Annotated in this window: 21 protein-coding genes; 18 read left to right on the plus strand and 3 right to left on the minus strand. The window is 69.6% G+C overall.

The features are described 5' to 3' along the window. Positions 1–79 precede the first annotated feature (79 nt). From ACFOGJ_RS09850 to ACFOGJ_RS09860, 3 genes are all read right to left on the minus strand, one after another. Positions 80–1,288, minus strand: coding sequence for a thiolase family protein (locus ACFOGJ_RS09850; RefSeq protein ID WP_379899763.1), 1,209 nt, complete (start codon positions 1,286–1,288; stop codon positions 80–82). Between the two features lie 144 nt (positions 1,289–1,432). Continuing rightward, complete coding sequence (locus tag ACFOGJ_RS09855) at positions 1,433–1,885, minus strand: PAS domain-containing protein (protein ID WP_379899765.1); 453 nt, start codon at positions 1,883–1,885, stop codon at positions 1,433–1,435. A gap of 95 nt (positions 1,886–1,980) precedes the next feature. Further along, positions 1,981–2,508: a MarR family winged helix-turn-helix transcriptional regulator gene (locus ACFOGJ_RS09860; protein WP_379899767.1), complete on the minus strand. Its 528-nt coding sequence runs from the start codon at positions 2,506–2,508 to the stop codon at positions 1,981–1,983. Positions 2,509–2,650: 142 nt separating this feature from the next. Here ACFOGJ_RS09860 and hmgA point away from each other — a divergent pair, with 142 nt between their 5' ends. The 18 genes from hmgA to ACFOGJ_RS09950 all read left to right on the plus strand — a co-directional run bounded on the left by hmgA (position 2,651) and on the right by ACFOGJ_RS09950 (position 18,589). Next, positions 2,651–3,988 (plus strand): homogentisate 1,2-dioxygenase, encoded by a 1,338-nt coding sequence (gene hmgA, locus ACFOGJ_RS09865; RefSeq protein WP_379899769.1) that lies wholly within the window; start codon positions 2,651–2,653, stop codon positions 3,986–3,988. 28 nt (positions 3,989–4,016) lie between these two features. Then, complete coding sequence (locus ACFOGJ_RS09870; protein ID WP_379899771.1) at positions 4,017–5,036, plus strand: fumarylacetoacetate hydrolase family protein; 1,020 nt, start codon at positions 4,017–4,019, stop codon at positions 5,034–5,036. A 24-nt stretch (positions 5,037–5,060) separates the two neighbouring features. Further along, positions 5,061–6,704: an FAD-dependent oxidoreductase gene (locus ACFOGJ_RS09875; RefSeq protein ID WP_379899773.1), complete on the plus strand. Its 1,644-nt coding sequence runs from the start codon at positions 5,061–5,063 to the stop codon at positions 6,702–6,704. Continuing rightward, complete coding sequence (locus ACFOGJ_RS09880) at positions 6,701–6,928, plus strand: DUF2783 domain-containing protein (RefSeq protein ID WP_379899775.1); 228 nt, start codon at positions 6,701–6,703, stop codon at positions 6,926–6,928. The genes ACFOGJ_RS09875 and ACFOGJ_RS09880 overlap by 4 nt, the downstream gene beginning before the upstream one ends. Before the next feature lie 7 nt (positions 6,929–6,935). Next, positions 6,936–7,277 (plus strand): TraR/DksA family transcriptional regulator, encoded by a 342-nt coding sequence (locus tag ACFOGJ_RS09885; RefSeq protein WP_379899777.1) that lies wholly within the window; start codon positions 6,936–6,938, stop codon positions 7,275–7,277. A 1-nt stretch (position 7,278) separates the two neighbouring features. After that, a complete protein-coding gene (locus ACFOGJ_RS09890) occupies positions 7,279–8,049 on the plus strand; it encodes a HupE/UreJ family protein (protein WP_379899780.1) in 771 nt (256 codons plus the stop codon). Positions 8,050–8,135: 86 nt separating this feature from the next. Continuing rightward, positions 8,136–8,738 carry a nitrile hydratase subunit alpha gene (gene nthA / locus ACFOGJ_RS09895; protein ID WP_379899782.1) on the plus strand — a complete coding sequence of 201 codons (603 nt, stop codon included), beginning with the start codon at positions 8,136–8,138 and terminating at the stop codon, positions 8,736–8,738. Between the two features lie 21 nt (positions 8,739–8,759). Beyond that, positions 8,760–9,071, plus strand: a complete 312-nt coding sequence (locus ACFOGJ_RS09900; RefSeq protein WP_379899784.1) for a hypothetical protein — start codon at positions 8,760–8,762, stop codon at positions 9,069–9,071. After that, positions 9,071–9,418 carry an SH3-like domain-containing protein gene (locus ACFOGJ_RS09905; protein WP_379899786.1) on the plus strand — a complete coding sequence of 116 codons (348 nt, stop codon included), beginning with the start codon at positions 9,071–9,073 and terminating at the stop codon, positions 9,416–9,418. Before ACFOGJ_RS09900 ends, ACFOGJ_RS09905 begins: the two co-directional genes overlap by 1 nt. A gap of 28 nt (positions 9,419–9,446) precedes the next feature. Beyond that, a complete protein-coding gene (locus ACFOGJ_RS09910; RefSeq protein ID WP_379899788.1) occupies positions 9,447–9,902 on the plus strand; it encodes a nitrile hydratase accessory protein in 456 nt (151 codons plus the stop codon). 8 nt (positions 9,903–9,910) lie between these two features. Further along, positions 9,911–11,539, plus strand: coding sequence for an FAD-dependent monooxygenase (locus tag ACFOGJ_RS09915; RefSeq protein ID WP_379899790.1), 1,629 nt, complete (start codon positions 9,911–9,913; stop codon positions 11,537–11,539). A gap of 140 nt (positions 11,540–11,679) precedes the next feature. Then, the gene (locus tag ACFOGJ_RS09920) at positions 11,680–12,573 is read left to right on the plus strand and encodes an amidohydrolase family protein (RefSeq protein WP_379899792.1); all 894 of its coding nucleotides are present in this window, start codon (positions 11,680–11,682) and stop codon (positions 12,571–12,573) included. An 11-nt stretch (positions 12,574–12,584) separates the two neighbouring features. Further along, positions 12,585–13,010 carry a hypothetical protein gene (locus tag ACFOGJ_RS09925; RefSeq protein ID WP_379899794.1) on the plus strand — a complete coding sequence of 142 codons (426 nt, stop codon included), beginning with the start codon at positions 12,585–12,587 and terminating at the stop codon, positions 13,008–13,010. Further along, positions 13,007–14,212: a cytochrome-c peroxidase gene (locus tag ACFOGJ_RS09930; protein WP_379899796.1), complete on the plus strand. Its 1,206-nt coding sequence runs from the start codon at positions 13,007–13,009 to the stop codon at positions 14,210–14,212. The genes ACFOGJ_RS09925 and ACFOGJ_RS09930 overlap by 4 nt, the downstream gene beginning before the upstream one ends. 67 nt (positions 14,213–14,279) lie before the next feature. Then, positions 14,280–15,491, plus strand: a complete 1,212-nt coding sequence (locus ACFOGJ_RS09935) for a porin (RefSeq protein ID WP_379899798.1) — start codon at positions 14,280–14,282, stop codon at positions 15,489–15,491. A 4-nt stretch (positions 15,492–15,495) separates the two neighbouring features. Further along, positions 15,496–17,067, plus strand: coding sequence for an AMP-binding protein (locus ACFOGJ_RS09940; RefSeq protein ID WP_379899800.1), 1,572 nt, complete (start codon positions 15,496–15,498; stop codon positions 17,065–17,067). After that, entirely contained in the window at positions 17,064–17,591 is a 528-nt protein-coding gene (locus ACFOGJ_RS09945) for a V4R domain-containing protein (protein ID WP_379899802.1), read from the plus strand. The genes ACFOGJ_RS09940 and ACFOGJ_RS09945 overlap by 4 nt, the downstream gene beginning before the upstream one ends. Then, complete coding sequence (locus ACFOGJ_RS09950; protein ID WP_379899804.1) at positions 17,588–18,589, plus strand: NAD(P)-dependent oxidoreductase; 1,002 nt, start codon at positions 17,588–17,590, stop codon at positions 18,587–18,589. The genes ACFOGJ_RS09945 and ACFOGJ_RS09950 overlap by 4 nt, the downstream gene beginning before the upstream one ends. Positions 18,590–18,644: the final 55 nt, after the last annotated feature.

Here is an 18,644-nt window from a genome sequence, read left to right on the forward strand (position 1 = left end):
GGCCCGGCTTCGCCAGGGACCCGTCGCTGCTGGGTCCCGTTGGCGAAGCCGGAAGCTTCTTGCGGGGCTCAGACGGCGGTCACCGCTCTGCGACCTCCAGCACGACGGCCATCGAGGAATCGCCGGCGGCACAGCCCTGGAACAGGCCGAGGCCGCCGCCTTCGATCACCAGTTCCTCGATCAGTTCCAGGATCGCCCGCAGGCCGGTCGGGCCCTGCGGGTGGCCCCAGATCAGGGAGCAGCCGTAATTGTTCATCCGGTTCAGGTCGGCGCCGGTCTCCCGCGCGAAGACGATGTCGTTCACGGCAAAGGGGTTGTGCGACTTGATCGCCTTGATCTGGTCGATCCCGACGCCGGCATGGCGGAGGGCATTGCGTGCTGCCTGCACCGGCGCTTCCGGCATGTAGGCCATGTCCGCACGGCCCTGGCCGAAGCCCTTCAGGGTGATGCGAATGCCGGGATCGCGGCTGAGTTCCCGCGCCCGGTCGGCCGTGGCGATCACCAGGCCGACGCTGCCGTCGGCGGGATGCGTCTGGCCGCCGAAGGTGACGGTTCCGCCCTCCTTCACCGGCTTCAGCTTGGCGAGTCCCTCGCGGCTGGTAATGAAGACGCCCTCATCGCCTTCCATCACCCCGTCATCGCCGCGGAAATTGTGCTTCGGCACGGCAAAGGGCAGGGTCATGTAGCGCTTCTGGAAGGCCCGGTCGTCCTTCAGGGCATCGCCGTACTGTTCGAAGCGGCGCAGCACCACGTCATGCTGTTCCTCGGTGGTGATCTGGTACTTCGCCGCCACGTTCTCGGCCGTGTCCAGCATGGCATGGCCGCCGATCGCATCGTTGGAGAAGTTGTAGATCACCTGGTCTTCGGACTTGCCGGTGCCGCCCGGCCCCTTGGGTGCTGGATAGAAGATATGCGGCCCGTTCGAGCAGCGGTCGCCGGTCAGCACCAGCGCCGTTTCCGCCAGGCCCATCTGCACCTCCGATGCGCCTGCGAACAGCACCCGGGCGCCGGTGGCGCAGACCTGCGTCAACATATGGCCCGGCGTGTGGGTGGCGCCCAGTTCGTGCAGCGGCCAGGGGGCGCCGTAGAACGACTGGTACTGATTGTTGGTCATGCCGTAGACGCCGGAATCGAAGCCCTTCGGGTCGATGTCGCGCTTTGCCAGTTCGGACTTCGCAACATGCGCGGCGAACTTCATGGCATGCAGGTGCTGCAGCGACCCCTGCCACTTGGCGAAGGGGGTCGACCAGTAGGTGCCATACGGGATTTCAACGTTCTCGAACGTCATGACGGTCTCCAGCTGCAGGACGGGGCCCCGGCGCTCCGCTTCGGGGCCGGTCGAGGTCGGCCGCAGGATCAGGCGTCGGACGTTCGGGGTCAATCTGTGCGACGATGGCCTACGTCAGTCCGGCCGTCCCCACTCCTGCTGTCCTCAGTCCTGCCGTCCGAGATAGACGCCGATCATCAGCATGACGATCCTGTCCTCGTCGTTCACCAGGGGCATGTGCACCGCTTCGTACGGCAGGTGGCTCTTGCCGGCGAAGGCCATCGTCCCGGTGAAGCGGATCGCCACCCTGTGCTGCAGCGACAGGCCGTAGACGGCGCCAAGGCGTTCCACCACCGCCGGCTCGTAGATCTCGTCGAACCACCTTCCGGTCAGGTCGCGGCCAAGCCGGCGGGTGACCTGGCTGCAGATCAGGCGCCAGCGATAGCGCGGCGGATCGCCCGCGACGTCGATCATGGAAACGTAGGGCATGGCCCGGCCGAATTGCGCCGGGGAAATGTCGGCCCGCCTCGGCAGGGTGTTGCCGCGATGGGCCTTTCGCCAATGCTCCAGAAGGGCGACGAGAGCCCAGTGCCGGACATTGAGGTCGAAATCCGGCACAGGCGGATCCGGCAGTTCCCGCGACACGGAGGCTGAACTTGGGAACGGCTCGGTCAAATGAAACTCGTCGATGATGACGGCATGGGGTGAGCTTATCAGGTCTCCGGACCTGAGTCCGGCCAGAGCGGCTGCCCTGGCTCGGCCTCCGCCGCGATCGCTTCAAGGGCCCGCTCCATGGCGGCCAGGCCCGTCATCAGCGCCTGCCGCTCCGCGCCGGTCAGGCGGTCCAGAAGGCCGGACTCGTAGCCGAGCATCTGCGGCACGAGGCGCCGGTAGGCGGCGCGTCCGGCGCCGGTGAGACGCAGATGCTCGATCCGGCGGTCGCCATCGTCGCGGCGCCGTTCCAGCCAGCGCCGCGCCTGCAATGCGGCGACCGCGCGGCTGACCTTGGTCTTGTGCATGCTGGAATGGCGGCCAATGGCGGTGGCCGTCGCCTCGCCGAACTGGCCCAGGGTGGCCAGCACGCGCCATTCTGGGATGGTCAGACCGAAGGCGCCGCGATAGATCCGCGACAGCTGGGCGCTGCTGCTTGCCGCGGCCCGGTTCAGCCGATAGGGCAGGAAGTCCTCCAGCAGGAGGCGGGCGGTGCTCCGCGACGGTTGCACCGCGGACGGGCGGGCCATGGATGGCTTCGCAGGGGACATGACGGCACCGCAATGGGTTGATAGTTACAAACACAACTATCACAAACGCCGTCAGCAGGTCACAATAGCTCGCATGGGCCGCACCATGGATGGGGCAGGAACAGCATAGGGAGGAAGGTCGATGACGTCCGTTTCGGGTCCTGACGGCTACATGTCCGGCTTCGGCAACGAGTTCGAGACCGAGGCCCTGGAAGGCGCCCTGCCGGTGGGGCAGAACTCGCCGCAACGCTGCCCCTACGGCCTCTATGCGGAACAGCTCTCCGGTTCGCCCTTCACCGCGCCGCGTGCCAGCAACCGCCGTACCTGGCTGTACCGGATCAGGCCGTCCGTCCTGCATGCGGTGAAGTTCCGCCGTGCCGCGGAATCGGAGTGGAAGACGGCGCCGCACCATGTCGCAGGCGGCCCCGACCTGGGGCCGCTTCGCTGGGACCCGCCGGCGCCGCCGGCGGGCGAGACCAGCTTCGTCGAAGGCATGCGCACCATGACGACGGCCGGCGACGTGAATGTCCAGGCCGGGATGGCTGCGCACATCTTCCACGTCTCGCGCTCGATGGAACGGGAGTATTTCTACAATGCCGATGGCGAGCTGCTGGTCGTGATGGGGAAGGGCCGGCTCGCCTTCCATACCGAAATGGGCCGGATCGAGGCGGAGCCCGGCGAGATCGTCGTGCTGCCGCGCGGCGTGAAGTTCCGCGTCGCGCTGCTGGAGGGGCCCGCCCGCGGCTATGCCTGCGAGAATTACGGCGCCATGTTCACCCTGCCGGAGCGCGGCCCGATCGGCGCCAACGGCCTGGCCAATCCGCGCGACTTCCTGGTGCCTGTCGCCGCCTATGAGGAGGTGGAGGCGCCCTGCACCCTGACCGTGAAGTGGTGCGGCGGCTTCCATACCGCCGAGATCGGTCATTCGCCGCTCGACGTCGTCGCCTGGCATGGCGCGCATGTGCCCTATAAGTACGACCTGCGCCGCTTCTCGCCGGTGGGCGCGATCCTCAACGACCATCCCGACCCGTCGATCTTCACGGTGCTGACCGCGCCGTCCGACACGCCGGGCATGGCCAATGTCGACTTTGCGATCTTTCCGGAGCGCTGGATGGTTGCCGAGGGCACCTTCCGGCCGCCCTGGTACCACATGAACGTGATGTCGGAGTTCATGGGCCTGATCTACGGGGTCTACGACGCCAAGCCGGAGGGGTTCGTGCCCGGCGGCATGAGCCTGCACAATTGCATGCTGCCGCACGGCCCGGACAATGACGCCTTCACTGCGGCCAGTTTCAGCAAGCTGGAGCCGCACAAGCTGTCGGGCACCCTGGCCTTCATGTTCGAGACCCGTTTCCCGCAGCACCTGACCGGCTTTGCCGGCGACCTGCCGACCCTGCAGGCCGGCTATACCGACTGCTGGTCGGGGCTGAAGAAGCATTTCGATCCGGCCCGCCGCGACTGGGGCGCGGCAGCCGAATGACGGTTCACGCAAGGGGAGGAAAAGGCCGATGAAACTCGCGACTTTGAAAAGCGGCGGACGGGACGGGACCCTGGTGCTGGTCAGCCGCGACCTGTCGCGGGCGGTGAAGGCCAGGGCGGCCCCGACCTTGCAGGCGGCGCTGGACCGCTGGGCGGAGGCGGCGCCGGCGCTGGAGGCCGAGGCCCGCGAGCTGGAGGCCGGCAAGGCGGCGGATGCCTTCGATTTCGACCAGGCCGCCTGCGCCTCGCCGCTGCCGCGCGCCTATCAGTGGGCGGACGGATCCGCCTACGTCAATCATGTCGAACTGGTCCGCAAGGCCCGCAATGCGGAGATGCCGGAGAGCTTCTGGAGCGACCCGCTGATGTACCAGGGCGGTTCGGATTCCTTCCTCGGCCCGCGCGACGACATCCTGATGGCGGACGAGGCCTGGGGCATCGACTTCGAAGGCGAGGTCGCGGTCATCGTCGACGATGTGCCGATGGGCGCCAGCCTGGAGCAGGCGGCCGCGGCGATCCGGCTGGTGGTGCTGGTCAACGACGTGTCGCTGCGCGGCCTGATCCCCGCGGAACTGGGCAAGGGATTCGGTTTCTTCCATGCCAAGCCCTCCAGCGCCTTCTCGCCGGTCGCCGTCACGCCGGACGAACTGGGCAGCGCCTGGGACGGCGAGAAGGTCAGCCTGGCGCTCAACTGCGACCTGAACGGCACGGCCTTCGGGCGGGCGCGGGCCGGGGTCGACATGACCTTCACTTTCCCCACCCTGATCGCCCATGCCGCAAAGACCCGGCCGCTCTGCGCCGGCAGCATCGTCGGCTCCGGAACCGTCTCCAACAAGGGCGAGGATGGCGGGCCCGGTCGGGCGGTCGTTGCCGGGGGCCTCGGCTATTCCTGCATCGCCGAGGTGCGGATGGTGGAGACCATCGAGGAGGGCCAGCCGAAGACGCCGTTCATGCGCTTCGGCGACCGGATCCGCATCGAGATGCCGGACGCCGATGGCCGGTCCGTGTTCGGCGCCATCGAACAGACGGTGCGCAAGTACGAAGGCCCATAGGACCCGGAACAGGGAGGGACCGCCATGGCACGCTACCAGTACACCCGCTTTCCCTACCGGACGCCGCCGGAACTGGACGATGGAGCGACCGCGCGCACGCCGGTGCTGATCGTCGGTGCCGGCCCGATCGGCCTCTGCGCCGCGATCGACCTGGCGCTGCACGGCATCAGGAGCATGGTGATCGACGACAATGACGTGGTCTCCATCGGCAGCCGGGCGATCTGCTGGTCGAAGCGCAGCCTGGAGATCATGGAGCGCCTGGGTGTCGGGCAGCGGATCGTCGACAAGGGGGTGACCTGGAAGGTCGGCCGCCTGTATCACCGCGACCGGGAGGTCTATTCCTTCGACATGCTGCCGGAAGGGGGGCACCACTTCCCCGCCTTCGTGAACCTGCAGCAATACTATGTCGAGGAATACCTGGTGGAGCGGGCGCGGGACTTCCCGGACCTGATCGACCTGCGCTTCAAGAACCGCTTCACCGCGCTGGAGCGGTATCCCGACAGGGTCGTCGCGCAGGTCGAGACGCCGGACGGTGCCTATGCCGTGGAGGCCGACTACCTGTTGGCCTGCGACGGCGTGCGCAGTGCAGTCCGCACGGCTCTGGGGCTGGACTTCGCCGGTCGCGTCTTCGAGGAACGCTTCCTGATCGCCGATGTCGAGTTGAAGGCGGATTTCCCCTCCGAGCGCTGGTTCTGGTTCGAGCCGCCCTTCCATCCCGGCCAGTCGGCGCTGTTGCACAAGCAGGCCGACGACATCTACCGCATCGACCTGCAACTGGGCCCCGATGCGGATCCGGAGGAAGAGAAGAAGCCGGAGAAGGTGATCCCGCGCATCCGCTCGATGATCGGCGACCGCCCGTTCGAGCTGGACTGGGTGTCCGTCTACACCTTCCAGTGCCGCCGCCTGGAGCGCTTCGTCCACGACCGGGTGATCTTCGCCGGCGACAGCGCGCATGTCGTCTCGCCGTTCGGCGCGCGCGGCGGCAATGGCGGCATCCAGGATGTCGACAATCTGTGCTGGAAGCTGGCCGCGATCCTGAAGGGGGAGGCGGGCCAGGGCCTGCTGTCCAGCTATGACGAGGAACGGATCCACGGCGCGGACGAGAACATCCGGAATTCCGCCCGCGCCACGAACTTCATGACGCCGAAATCGGCGATGGAGAAGCGCTTCCGCGACGAGATCCTGAACATGGCCGAAGTGCATCCCTTTGCACGCCGCATGGTGAATTCCGGCCGCCTGTCCATCGCCTGCTCCCTGGCGGGCTTCTCGCTGCAATCGGCCGACGATCCGGCCTTCGGCGGCGCGATGGTGCCCGGCGCTCCCTGCGCCGATGCACCAGTGACCGATGCGTCCGGCGCCCCCGCCTGGCTGTTGGACCATCTGGGCGGCCGCTTCCACCTGCTCAGCTTCGGCGGGCCGGTGGCCGCACCCGCCGGCCTGCCGCAGGTGGTGGTGGGCGAGGGGGCCGGCCAGCTGCGCGATGTCGAGGGCCTGGTCGCGCGCCGCTACGATGCGGGGCGGGGCGCGGCCTATCTTATCCGGCCCGACCAGCATGTGGCGGCCCGCTTCGCGGCCCCGACGGCGGAGCGCATCGCCGCCGCGTGGCGCCAGGCGCTGGGCGGCGATGCAGCCCATGCCGGGGGGCAGGCCGGGGGGCAGGCGGCATGACGGCGCTGAACACAGAGTTCAACCTGGGGCCGGCCGGCGACGACGTCTATTCGGCCCTGATCGCCGCACATGAAGGGCTGTCGGAGGAGGCGAGCGCGCGGTTGAACGTGCGCCTGGTGCTGCTGCTGGCGAACCAGGTCGGCGATCCGGAGGTCATCCGCCAGGCGATCGCGGCGGCCCGGGCCGGCCTCGCGGGAGCGGACGGCACCGGCGGCAAAGGTTAGCGGCGGGATGGAGGAGGCCGCCCGGGAGCGGTTTCGCAAGCGGCTGTCGGAGCGGCTGGCCGCGTTGCGCACCGCCTCCGGCGTCACGGAAGAGGACCGGCGTCCGGTCCAGCTGGACCAGTCGTCGGTCGGCCGGCTGTCGCGCATGGACGCGATGCAGGTGCAGGCCATGGCGCAGGCGGCGGAGCGCCGCCGCAGCGACGAGGTCCGCCGCATCGAGGCGGCGCTGCAGCGCATCGCAGAGGACGAATATGGCTGGTGCCTGCGCTGCGGCGAGGCCATCGCCGTGCCGCGGCTGGAGGCCGACCCCACCGCCACACTGTGTATCGGCTGCGCGGGCAGCAGCTAGGGTGGGCAACGCGTCCGGCTTGATGCGCCGCAGCAATTACTTAACAACACCGCTGGACCCCGGGGGGATGCTGCCCCATGATGATCGCCATCATCTGTCAAAGGGGGGCTCCTGGATGAGCAAGTTTCCTCGCTATGTCGTCGCGGCAGGCGCCGTGCTGACTGTTGCCGGAGCGGCCGGCACGGCTCTCGCGCACCATCCGATGGGCGGTGCGACGCCGAGCAACCTCGCCGAAGGGCTGCTTTCGGGCATCGGCCATCCGGTCATCGGGGTGGACCATCTGGCCTTCATCATTGCGGTGGGGATTGCCGCTGCATTCACGCCGCGCTCCTGGCTGTCGCCGCTCGCCTTCGTCGCCGCCACCGTTATCGGCTGCCTTTTCCTGGTCGGCGGGGTGATGCTGCCGGCGGCAGAGTTCGTGATCTCCGCATCGGTCGTCGTGGTCGGGGCGGCGATCCTGTCGGGCCGTGGCCTTCCGGCCTCGGCCTATGCCGCATTGTTCGCCGTGGCCGGCCTGTTCCATGGCTGGGCCTATGGCGAAGCCATCGTGGGGGCCGAGAGCACGCCGCTCCTTGCCTATCTGGTCGGCTTCGCGGTCACCCAGTACCTGATCGCGCTGGGCGTCTCGAAGATCGTACAGGCGACCGTGAAGGCGGGTCCGGAAGGCCTTCCGCTGTGGCGGCAGGTCGGGCCGCGCCTCGCCGGCGCCGTCGTGGCCGGCGTCGGTCTGGCCTTCTTCCTCGAGGCTGTCGAAGGCGCCGTCTTCGCCTGAACGCAGGGCCCGCTTCGGCGGGCCCTTCTTCCTTGTCTGATGTCTGCGCGTGTTACCGGAGGCTTTCTGGGTCGGGAGGACCTGACATGGCACATGACCATCACAACCGTCCGCTGACGGACGTCGAGTTGCGCGTCAAAGCTCTGGAATCCCTGCTGGTGGAGAAGGATCTGATCGATCCGGCCGCGGTGGACGAACTGATCCAGATGTACGAGACCAAGATCGGCCCGCGCAATGGCGCGAAGGTGGTGGCCAAGGCCTGGTCCGATCCGGAATACAAGAAGCGCCTCCTGGAGGACGGCACCAAGGCGATCGCCGAACTCGGCTTCTCCGGCCTGCAGGGCGAGGACATGATCGTCGTGGAGAACACGCCGCAGGTGCACAACATGGTCGTGTGCACCCTCTGCTCCTGCTATCCCTGGCCGACCCTGGGCCTGCCGCCGGTCTGGTACAAGTCGACGCCATACCGGGCGAAGGTGGTCGCCGATCCGCGCGGCGTGCTCAACGAATTCGGCACCAGCATCGGCGATGGTAAGGAAGTCCGTGTCTGGGATTCCAATGCCGAGCTGCGCTACCTGGTCCTGCCGGAGCGGCCGGCCGGCACCGACGGGATGTCGGAGGACCAGCTGGCGGAACTCGTCACCCGCGACAGCATGATCGGCACCGGACTGCCGAAGTCGCCGGCCTGACGCAGGCAAAGGGAGAGCATCATGAACGGAGTACATGATTGCGGCGGGATGCACGGCATGGGGCCGATCGATCCCGAACCGAACGAGCCCGTCTTCAAGGAGGACTGGCAGCGCCACATGTTCGGCATGTTCATCGCGATCCTGCCGGCCGGCCTGTTCACCCTCGACCAGGTGCGCCACGCGATCGAGCGCATGGGCGCCACCCACTACCTGAACACCAGCTATTACGAGCATTGGCTCGCGGCGCTGGAGACCCTGATGATCGAGGGCGGGCACGTCACCCGGGAAGAGCTCGACGCGCGCATCGCGCAGCTGTCGAAGGAGGCGGCGTGATGGCGGCGCTGACGAAGGAAATGGTCCCGATGGTGGTCGGTGGCGGCGCCTCGGCGCGGGTCGAGAGCGACATGCCGGCGAAGTTCAAGGCCGGCGACACGGTCCTTGTCAGGAACATCAACCCGCCGACCCATACCCGGATGCCGCGCTATATCCGCGGCAAGACCGGCAAGGTCGAGCATGACCACGGTGTCTTCATCTATCCCGACGCTTCCGCCCATGGCGAGGAGAAGCCGCAGCACTGCTACAGCGTGAGGTTCACCGCGCAGGAGTTGTGGGGACCGGAGGCGAACGCGAAGGACTCGCTCTATATCGACCTGTTCGACGACTATATCGAAAAGGCCTGAGGCGGCAGCAGGTCGCCATCGGAGTAGCATGACCGCGGGACAGGACAGCGAACGGCCGGTGTTCGGCGTCGAGAGGGCGCCCCAGGAGATCCCGGGCGCGGGGATGCGCGGGCGGCGAACGCCGCCCAGCCACCCCGACATGCCGCCCATCCCGCAGGATGCGGAGGGCCCCGTCTTCAAGGAGCCGTGGGAGGCGCAGGCCTTCGCCATGGTGCTGGACCTGTACGACAAGGGCCGCTTCACCTGGAACGAATGGGTGGAGACGATCAGCGCCGAGATCGCCGCGGCGAAGACCCGCGGCGATCCCGACCTGGGTGACAGCTACTACACGCACTGGCTGTCCGCGCTGGAGAAGCTGGTCGCGGCGAAGGGCCTCTCGTCTGCGGAGGAACTGGCCGGCCGCAAGGAAGCCTGGCGCCATGCCGACGAGCATCGCGACTTCGGTGCGCCGATCGAGCTGCACGACCACGACCAAGACCACTGACTGCGCCGGTGTCGAAGCGGGACACCGAGGGGTTCGACTGTGACGTGATCATTGCCGGCGCCGGGCCTGTCGGCCTGACCCTGGCGATTGACCTTGGCCGCCGCGGCATAGGCTGCGTGGTGCTGGAGCGCAATTCCGGGCCCACGCCCTGGCCGAAGATGGACCGCACCAACGCCCGCTCGATGGAGATGTTCCGGCGCATCGGCCTGGCCGACCGGATCCGGGCGCGCGGCTATCCGGCCGACAATCCGATGGATGTCCTGCTGGTCCGCCGGCTCTGCGACCCGCCGCTGGCGGTCCTGCCATTCCCGTCGGTGGCGGAGGCAAGGCGACGGATCGCCGCCTGCCGCGACGGCTCGCTGCCGCTGGAACCCTACCAGCTGGTTTCCCAGAACGACCTGGAACCGCTGCTGCGGGAAGCCGCAGACGAACTGCCGGCGGTCAGCCTGCGGGACAGCTCGGAGCTGTTGTCGCTGACACAGGACGAGAACGGGGTGACGGCGGAGGTGGCGGATGCCGCCGGCGGTGGTTCGCATCACGTGCACGGCCGGTACCTGATCGGCTGCGACGGTGGCCGCAGCACGGTGCGCCGGGCGCTCGGCATCGGACTGGAGGGGCAGGGGGGCTTGCGGGAACTGCGGCAGGTCGTGTTCGGGTCGCGCGACCTCTACGCAAAGATCCGTGCCGGCAAGGGACGCCACTACAACTTCGCTGAGCCCAACGGGTCGATGATCATCGCCCAGGGCAGCCGGCGGGAGTTCAGCCTGCACACCAACCTGCCGGCCGACACCGACTTCGTGCCGGTGCTGCGCGACCTGATCGGCTTCGACTGCGAGATCGAGATCCGCCACCTGCTGACCTGGCGCTACAACCTGCTGGTCGCCGAACGCTATCGCCTCGGCCGGGTCCTGCTGGCCGGCGATTCCGCCCACCTGGTGATCCCGACCGGCGGCCTGGGCATGAACACCGGCGTCGGCGACGCCTTCGACCTATCCTGGAAGCTGGCCGGCACCCTGGCCGGCTGGGGCGGTCCGGGGCTGCTGGACGCCTACGAGGCGGAGCGGCGCCCGGTCGCCATGTTCAACCGCGATGCTGCCGGCTGGGCAGCGGAAGGCGTTCCGCTCTGGCGCCGCTACGTGACGCCGGAGGCGGTGCAGGATGGGCCGGAGCAGGCGGCGCTGATCGAGGCCTTCTGCACCTGTCACAGCCGGATGCACAACATGGTCGGGGCGGAATGGGCCTACAGCTATGCCGGCTCGCCGCTGATCGCCGATGAACCCGGCAACGCGCCGGTCTGGGAGACCAGCCGCTACGAACCGCATGCCCGGCCCGGCGTGCGGCTGCCGCATATGTGGCTCCGCGACGGGCGACCGATCCAGGATGTGGCGGGCGACGGCTATACCCTGCTGGACCTCGGCGGCGCGGAGGGCGGGTCGGGGGCCGCGACCCTGGCTGATGCGTTCGCCGCCCTCGGCGCGCCGCTCGGGGTCCTGCGGCTGGACGATCCCGACCTGCGCGCGGTCTATGGCCGCCGGCTGCTGCTGTTGCGGCCCGACCTGCACATCGCCTGGCGCGGCGAGAGGATGCCGGACGATCCGTTGGCCCTTGCGCGGCGGGTGACGGGCCACCGGTCATAAGCGCCGGTCCGGGGCGCCGCTCCGGGGCGCCGCTCCGGGGCGCCGCTCCGGGGCGCCGGTCGGACGGTCGGGGCTGGACGCACTTGTGTGCGCGCAGGAACGACGGCACCATTTCCGTCGGGCCTGTTTGGAGTGATGCGATGCAGATTGGCAGGCATGCCGCAACCTGCGCGATCCTTGCCGCAGGGCTGCTCTGCGCGGGACTGTCGGCGCCGGGCTCCGCCCGCGCGGAGACCGAGGCGGCGGAACAGGCCGCCGCTCCACCGGCGCCGCTGATCGATACTCATATCCACTACAGCCACGACGCGTGGGAGATGCTCCCGCCGGAGGCGGCCGTGCAGGTCCTGAGGGAGGCCGGGCTGCGCCGCGCCTTCGTCTCCTCCTCCTCCGACGACGGCACCCAGATGCTGGCGCAGGCGGCGCCGGACCTGATCGTCCCGGTGCTGCGCCCGTACCGGCGCCGGGGCGAGATCTCGACCTGGTTCCAGGATCCGACCGTGGTCGCGATGATCGAGGAACGCCTGGCCGCCAACCGCTATGCGGGCATCGGCGAATTCCACATCTACGGCGCCGATGCCGACGGGCCGGTGATGCGCCGCCTTGTGGAGCTGGCCAGGGAGTACGGCATCTTCCTTCATGCCCATGCCGACGCCGACGCCGTCGAGCGGCTGTTCGCGCAGGATCCGGAGGCACGCATCCTCTGGGCCCATTCCGGGTTCGCACAGCCCGACGAGGTCAGGGCAATGCTCGACCGCCATGACACCCTCTGGGCGGACCTGGCGTTCCGCAGCGAGCATGGCAGCGGCGGCAAGGTGGATCCCGGCTGGAAGCAGCTGTTCCTGGACCACCCCGACCGTTTCATGGTCGGGACCGATACCTTCACCCCGGAGCGCTGGTACTACGTGATCGACCATGCCGACTGGAGCCGCGCCTGGCTGGACGACCTGCCGCCGGACGTGGCAGAGCGGATTGCCTGGCGCAATGCCCAGGCCCTGGCGGACTGGGCCCTGGCCGACCCTGCGGCCAAGCGCTAGGGCGCGGCACGATGCGCGGATTGCTACCGGCGCGACTGATCCTGGTCGCGCTCGCCGTCGTGGCGCCTGCGACGACCGTTTCCGCGGCGCCCGATGGCTGTCGCTTCGCTGATGGCGGCGATGCCGCCGGCAGTCTCACCGTCGACGGGCAGGCCTACCTGTTCCGCTTCGACCCGCCGCGGCTTGGTGTCGGGCAGCGCTTTTCCGTCGATGTGAAGGGTTGCGGCGCGGCGGCGGCGACGCTCGCCGGGGTGGATGCCCGCATGCCGGCGCATCGCCATGGCATGAACTACCGGCCACGACTGCAGGCCGTCTCGGCCACGGCCTGGCGGGCCGAGGGCCTGCTTCTGCACATGCCTGGCTCCTGGCGCTTCCTGTTCATCTTCGACGGGCCTTCGGGCAGGACCGTAGCGGCAGTCGACCGCAAGGTCCAATGACCGCCGCCGGGGCGCTGCTGGCGCTCCTGCTTCTTGCCTGGCCGCTCGGGCTTCTGGCCGGGGACGAAACCGGGGAGGATCCGTTCGCCGCCTTCGACGCGGAGGCCCGCGCTCTGATTCTGTCGCACGGGCCCTGGCCGCCAGCGGCTGGGGTGGATCCGGGCAACCGGCTGTCCGGCGATAGCGCGGCCATCGCGCTCGGCGAACACCTGTTCGGCCTGCGCTCCCTGTCGCGCGACGGCCTGTTCTCCTGCGCCGACTGCCACGATCCGGCTTCGGGGTTCGACGACGGAAGGGCCGTTGGCGCGGCACGCCCGCAGCCGGGAGCGGCCGGGCCGCCGGTGCTGGACCGGAACACGCCCGGACTGTGGGACGCCCGCTTCCAGCGCTGGTTCGGCTGGGGCGGGGCCACCGACAGCCTCTGGGCGGCCAGCCTGCGGGCAATGACGGCCCCGCGCGAGATGGCAGCCACGGCGGCGGAAATCCGCGCCGCGCTGGCGGCGGATCGGCAGGCCGCCGACGGCTTTGCGGCCCTGTTCGATGCGACCCCCGCCGCGCTTCCGGCGGAGGAGGCGATGGTGCTGTCCGCCAAGGCGATCGCCGCCTATCTGGAGACCCTGGTCAGCCCGCGCACCCCGTTCGACGAGTTCCGCGATGCGCTGGCGCGCGGCGACCGGGTGGCGGGCCGCGCCTATCCGGCGGCGGCGCGCCGCGGGTTGGCGCTGTTCGTGGGGGCGGGGCGCTGCAGCCTCTGCCATTTCGGCCCGACTTTCTCCAACGGCGAATTCGCCGATATCGGCATGCCGTTCTTCCTGCCCGGCGGCGGTGTCGACAGGGGGCGCTACGGCGGCATCCAGGAATTGCGGGCCTCGCCGTACAGCCTGGCCGGCCGGTTCAACGACGATGCGGCGGGCCGGAGCGCCTGGGCCACGGAGGGCGTGGTGCTGGAGCATCGAAATTTCGGCGAGTTCCAGGTCCCCTCGCTGCGGGGGCTCGGTGCCACCGCGCCCTACATGCATGACGGCAGCCTGCCCGATCTGGAGAGCGTGGTCCGGCACTATTCCGACCTGGACATGGAGCGGCTGCATGCCGACGGCGAGGCGATCCTGCGGCCGCTGCACTTGAGCGACGGGCAGATTGCCGACCTGGTCGCGTTTCTCCGCACGCTCGAACCGGCGGGGGAGGCACCGCTGGCGGATTGATGTTTCAGTTTTGCGACGGCTCCGATACCGTTCCCGCGGGGTCGATGGATCGGGGGAGGGGGACGGGATGGCGGACGGTCGAGCCGCGCGTCATGCGCTGCTGTCGGCGACGGCTTTGGTCTCCGTTGCGGTGGTCATGCCGCAGGGACTGCTTGCGGAAAATGGAGGCGCGCCGATCGCCCTGAAGCTGGGTGGCGAGTTCTACGGCGCCTTCAGCATTGCCGACCAGACCAGCGGCGCAGGGCCGGACGGGATCGTCGGCACCATTGACGACGCGCCGGGCCAGAACCGGCGCAACAACGGCTTCCTGCGCGTGTCGCGCATCTTCTTCAGCGGCGACACGAAGCTGGACAACGGGCTCGACGTCGGTGTCCTGGTGAAGCTGAACGCCGAGGATTGCCTCGACCAGATCGACGAGGCCTTCATCTGGTTCGAATCCCGTCTCGGCCGCTTCGAGTACGGGGCCACCGACGGCGTCGGCGACAAGATGGTCATCGGCTCGGCCAACCCTGTCGCCTATCTGGGGCTGAACACCCCGGACCTGCTGCCGGCCAATCCGACCAACAGCCTCGGCGCCGGCAACCTGGCGGCAACGCCGGTGACGACGGTGGATACCGCGACCCTGGAGCGGGTGAACTATTTCACGCCGCAGATCCACGGCCTGCAGCTGGGCCTGTCCTATGTGCCGGTGCAATGCCTGGAGGGCAATGCCGGCACCACGCCCTGCGGCGGCTCCTATGCCGGAATGCCGGCCGGCAATATCGCACAGGGCTATGACTATCTGCAGGGCGCAGCGACCTACGAGCGCCCCATCGGGCCGGTCGATCTGGGCCTCTACGCGGCCTATACCCGCGCCGACACGGGCAGCGGTGTGGTCGCGGTCCCGGGTGTCGCCGGCACCGGCGCGCAGCGGCAATGGGGCGCCGGTGCGTCGATCGGCTATCAAGGGGTCGCGCTGGGCGGGGGCTATCGCCGCTCCCTCGACGATGCCTTTACGGCGGATCTGAACGTGACCGACTGGAATGCCAGCCTGACCTATGCGACCGGCCCCTGGAGCGGCGGCGTCCAGTATGCGTCGAAGGAGGCGCGCCTGCTGGCGCGGACCGACAGTTTCGACGGCGTTTCCGTCGGGGCGGCCTATCAGCTGGGCCCGGGCATCAGCCTGTTCGGCGCAGCGCAGTACTATGACTGGAGCACGAACGCCGCCGCCGCCGCGGTCCGGTCGGCAGCGACCAACGAGGCCTGGACCTTGTCGCTGGGGGCGGGTCTGGCATTCTGACGCCATGCCTGCCCTTCCTGCCGCATTTCCGACCGTCGTCCATATGCTGCAGGCGACGGCCGCCCGTGTCCCGACCGCAATCGCCCTGAGCGTCCACGAGGCCGGCCGGCGCAGCCTGGTCCTGGACTACGCCCAGTACTGGTCCGCCGTCACCGCCTGTGCCGGCATGCTCGCCGCCGCCGGGGCCGGGCGCGGCAGCCGGGTCGCGCTGCTGCTGCCCAACGGCGTCGATGCCTGCATCGCTACCTATGGTGCGCTGGCGGCGGGCGCCCAATGCATGCCGCTGAACCCCGCCTATACCGACCACGAGCTGGCGGAGATCCTGGCCGACGGTGCGCCGCAGGTGCTGCTGGCGACCGCGGGCCGGGCGGCGTCGCTGGCCCCCCTGGCGGCGCGGCTCGGCATCCCGCATTTCCGCACGGTCGCACCCGGCGAACTGGCTGTCCTTGACGATGGCGGATCCGGCCACGGCCCGGCGCCGCCGCCGGACCCCGACTGGCCGGCCATGCTGCAATATACCGGCGGCACGACGGGCCGGCCGAAAGGGGTCGACCTGAGCCATCGGGCGACCGCGACGAATGTGGCCCAGCGGGAGGCGATGCTGCCGACCCGGGCAGAGGGCGAACGCATCCTCTGCGCGATGCCGCTGTTCCATGCCTATGCCCTGGCGATGGGACTGCATCTGGCGGCCGGCTGCGGCGGGCATCTGGCGATCCTGCCGCGCTATCAACCGGACGCGGTGCTGGACCTTGTGGAGCGGGAGAAGATCACCCTGTTCCCCGGCGCGCCGACGATGTTCGTCGGCCTGATGGCCCATGAACGCTTTGCCGCCACTGACTGGCGCACCGTCCGGCTCTGCTATTCCGGTGCCGCACCGCTGCCGGCGGCAACATTGCGGGCATGGGAGGCGGTGGTCGGCGCACCTGTCCTGGAAGGCTATGGCCAGACCGAAGCCGGGCCGGTGATCAGCTTCAATACCGAAGCGTGCCGCCGACCCGGTTCCGTCGGCCTGCCGGCGCCGGAGACGGAGGTCGAGATCGTCGACGCCGTGACCGGCGAGGGGCCGTTGCCGCAGGGGCAGGAGGGCGAGATCCGGGTGCGCGGGCCGCAGCTGATGACCGGCTATCGCAACCGGTCGGCGGAAACGTCGGAGGCGCTGCGTGGCGGCTGGCTGCATACCGGCGATATCGGCCGCATCGACGGCGACGGGATCCTGTTCATCACCGACCGCAAGAAGGACATGGCCATTGTCGGCGGCTACAACGTCTATCCGCGGGAGATCGACGAGGTGCTCGCCGCCCATCCCGACGTGGCCGAGGCCGCCGCCGTCCCGGCCCCGGATGCCTATCGCGGCGAGGTGGTGCGCGCCTTCGTGGTGGCGCGGCCGGGTGCGGCGCCAGAGCCCGAGGCGCTGCTGGCCCATTGCCGGGAGCGCCTGACCCGCTACAAGTTGCCGGCCAGCATCGACATCGTGGCGGAACTGCCGCGCACCACGGTCGGCAAGACCGACAAGCGCGACCTGCGCCGGATCGCGGCCGCGCGCTATCCGGCGGAAGCGCCGAAGGAGGAGGCATGACCAGCGACAGCCCGCCACCGTTCCGCCAGCGCCTGGTCTGGGATGAGGAAGGGGGCGAGATCCGCGACGGCGCCATCCGATACCTCATCCTGCGTCCCGACGGGCTGATGGGCATGTTCAGCCGCATGCCCCCGGAGGCGCGCGGGCCGGCGCTGGCTGCCCTGGCGGCCTCGATCGAGGAACATGGCGGCGGGTCGGCGCGGAAATACCGCGACATGGGCGCGGCTGCGCCGGAGGCACTGCTCTCCGTGATCGCCGGGACGGCACCGCAGCTGGGATGGGGGCGCTGGCGTTTCGGCCCGGTGGCGGCCGGACAGCTGGACCTCACGGTCGGCAATTCGCCGTTCGCCGCGGGCCATGGCCCGGCGGAACGGCCGGTATGCGCGCCGATATCCGGCATGTTCGCCGCCGTGGCCGGGATGGTCCTCGGCGCGTCCGCGACGGTGGAGGAGGTGGCCTGCGCCGCGACAGGCGCAGCCGACTGCCGTTTCGTGGCACGGACCGGCGGCACCGGCGCGGCATGAGCCGGATCCTGATCCCGGACGCGCAGTTCCCCGACGATTATGCGCTGGAACGGGAGGCGGCCGCCCCCTGCGAGCTGCAGGTCGCCCGTGCGAAGGGTCCCGACGACCTGCCGCCGGCCGACTGGGCGGCCGCGGATGCGCTGGTGGTCTATCACCGCATGACCTATGGCGCGGACATCGCCGCGCGCTGCCCGAATGTCCGCCTGCTCTGCCGGGTCGGGGTCGGCGTCGACAATGTCGATGTCGCGGCCTGGACGGCGCGCGGCGCCGCCGTCTGCAACGTGCCCGACTACGGCACCGACGAAGTGGCGGACCATGCGGTCGCCATGCTGCTGGCCCTGGCCCGCGGCCTGTTCGCGTTCCAGGGCAGGCTTGCCGGCGGCCGTCGCAGCGACTTCGTGCCGCTGCCGGTGCCGGATCATGTGCGCCGCCTGTCCGGCGCACGTCTGCTGCTGCTGGGCCTGGGGCCGATCGCGGTGGCGACCGCCCGCCGCGCGCAGGCCTTCGGCATCGACGTCGCGGCCTGGGCCCCGCGGATGAAAGGCGGCATGGAAAAGGCCCTGGGCATCCGGCGGGTGCACGATCTGGCCTCGGCCCTCGGCGAGGCGGACATGGTCAGCCTGCATCTGGCCCTGACCGACGAGACGCGGAACCTGATCGATGCCGGTGCGATCGCCGCGATGCGGCCGGGCGCATTGCTGGTGAACACCGCGCGCGGCGGCCTGGTCGACCTCGACGCGCTGACCGCGGCATTGCAGGAGGGCCGGCTGGGCGGTGCGGCGCTGGACGTCTTCCCGGTGGAGCCGCCGGATCCGGCGCATCCGCTGATCGCCGCGGTGCGCGACGGCGCCGACTGGGCGCGGGGACGGGTGGTGCTCAGCCCGCACGCCGCCTGGGCGAGCCCCGAGGCGATGGCCGACATGCGGCGCGGTGCGATCCTGACGGCACGCCGCTTCCTGCTGGATGGCGTGCTGGGCAACGCGGTCGCGACACCTTAGGGTGTTTGTCTGAACCAACGATGCGGCTGCCGGCCGCAGGCGTCGGGGAACCCGC

The sequence above is a fragment of the Marinibaculum pumilum genome (genome assembly GCF_042646425.1).
Lineage (GTDB): Bacteria > Pseudomonadota > Alphaproteobacteria > Ferrovibrionales > Ferrovibrionaceae > Marinibaculum > Marinibaculum pumilum.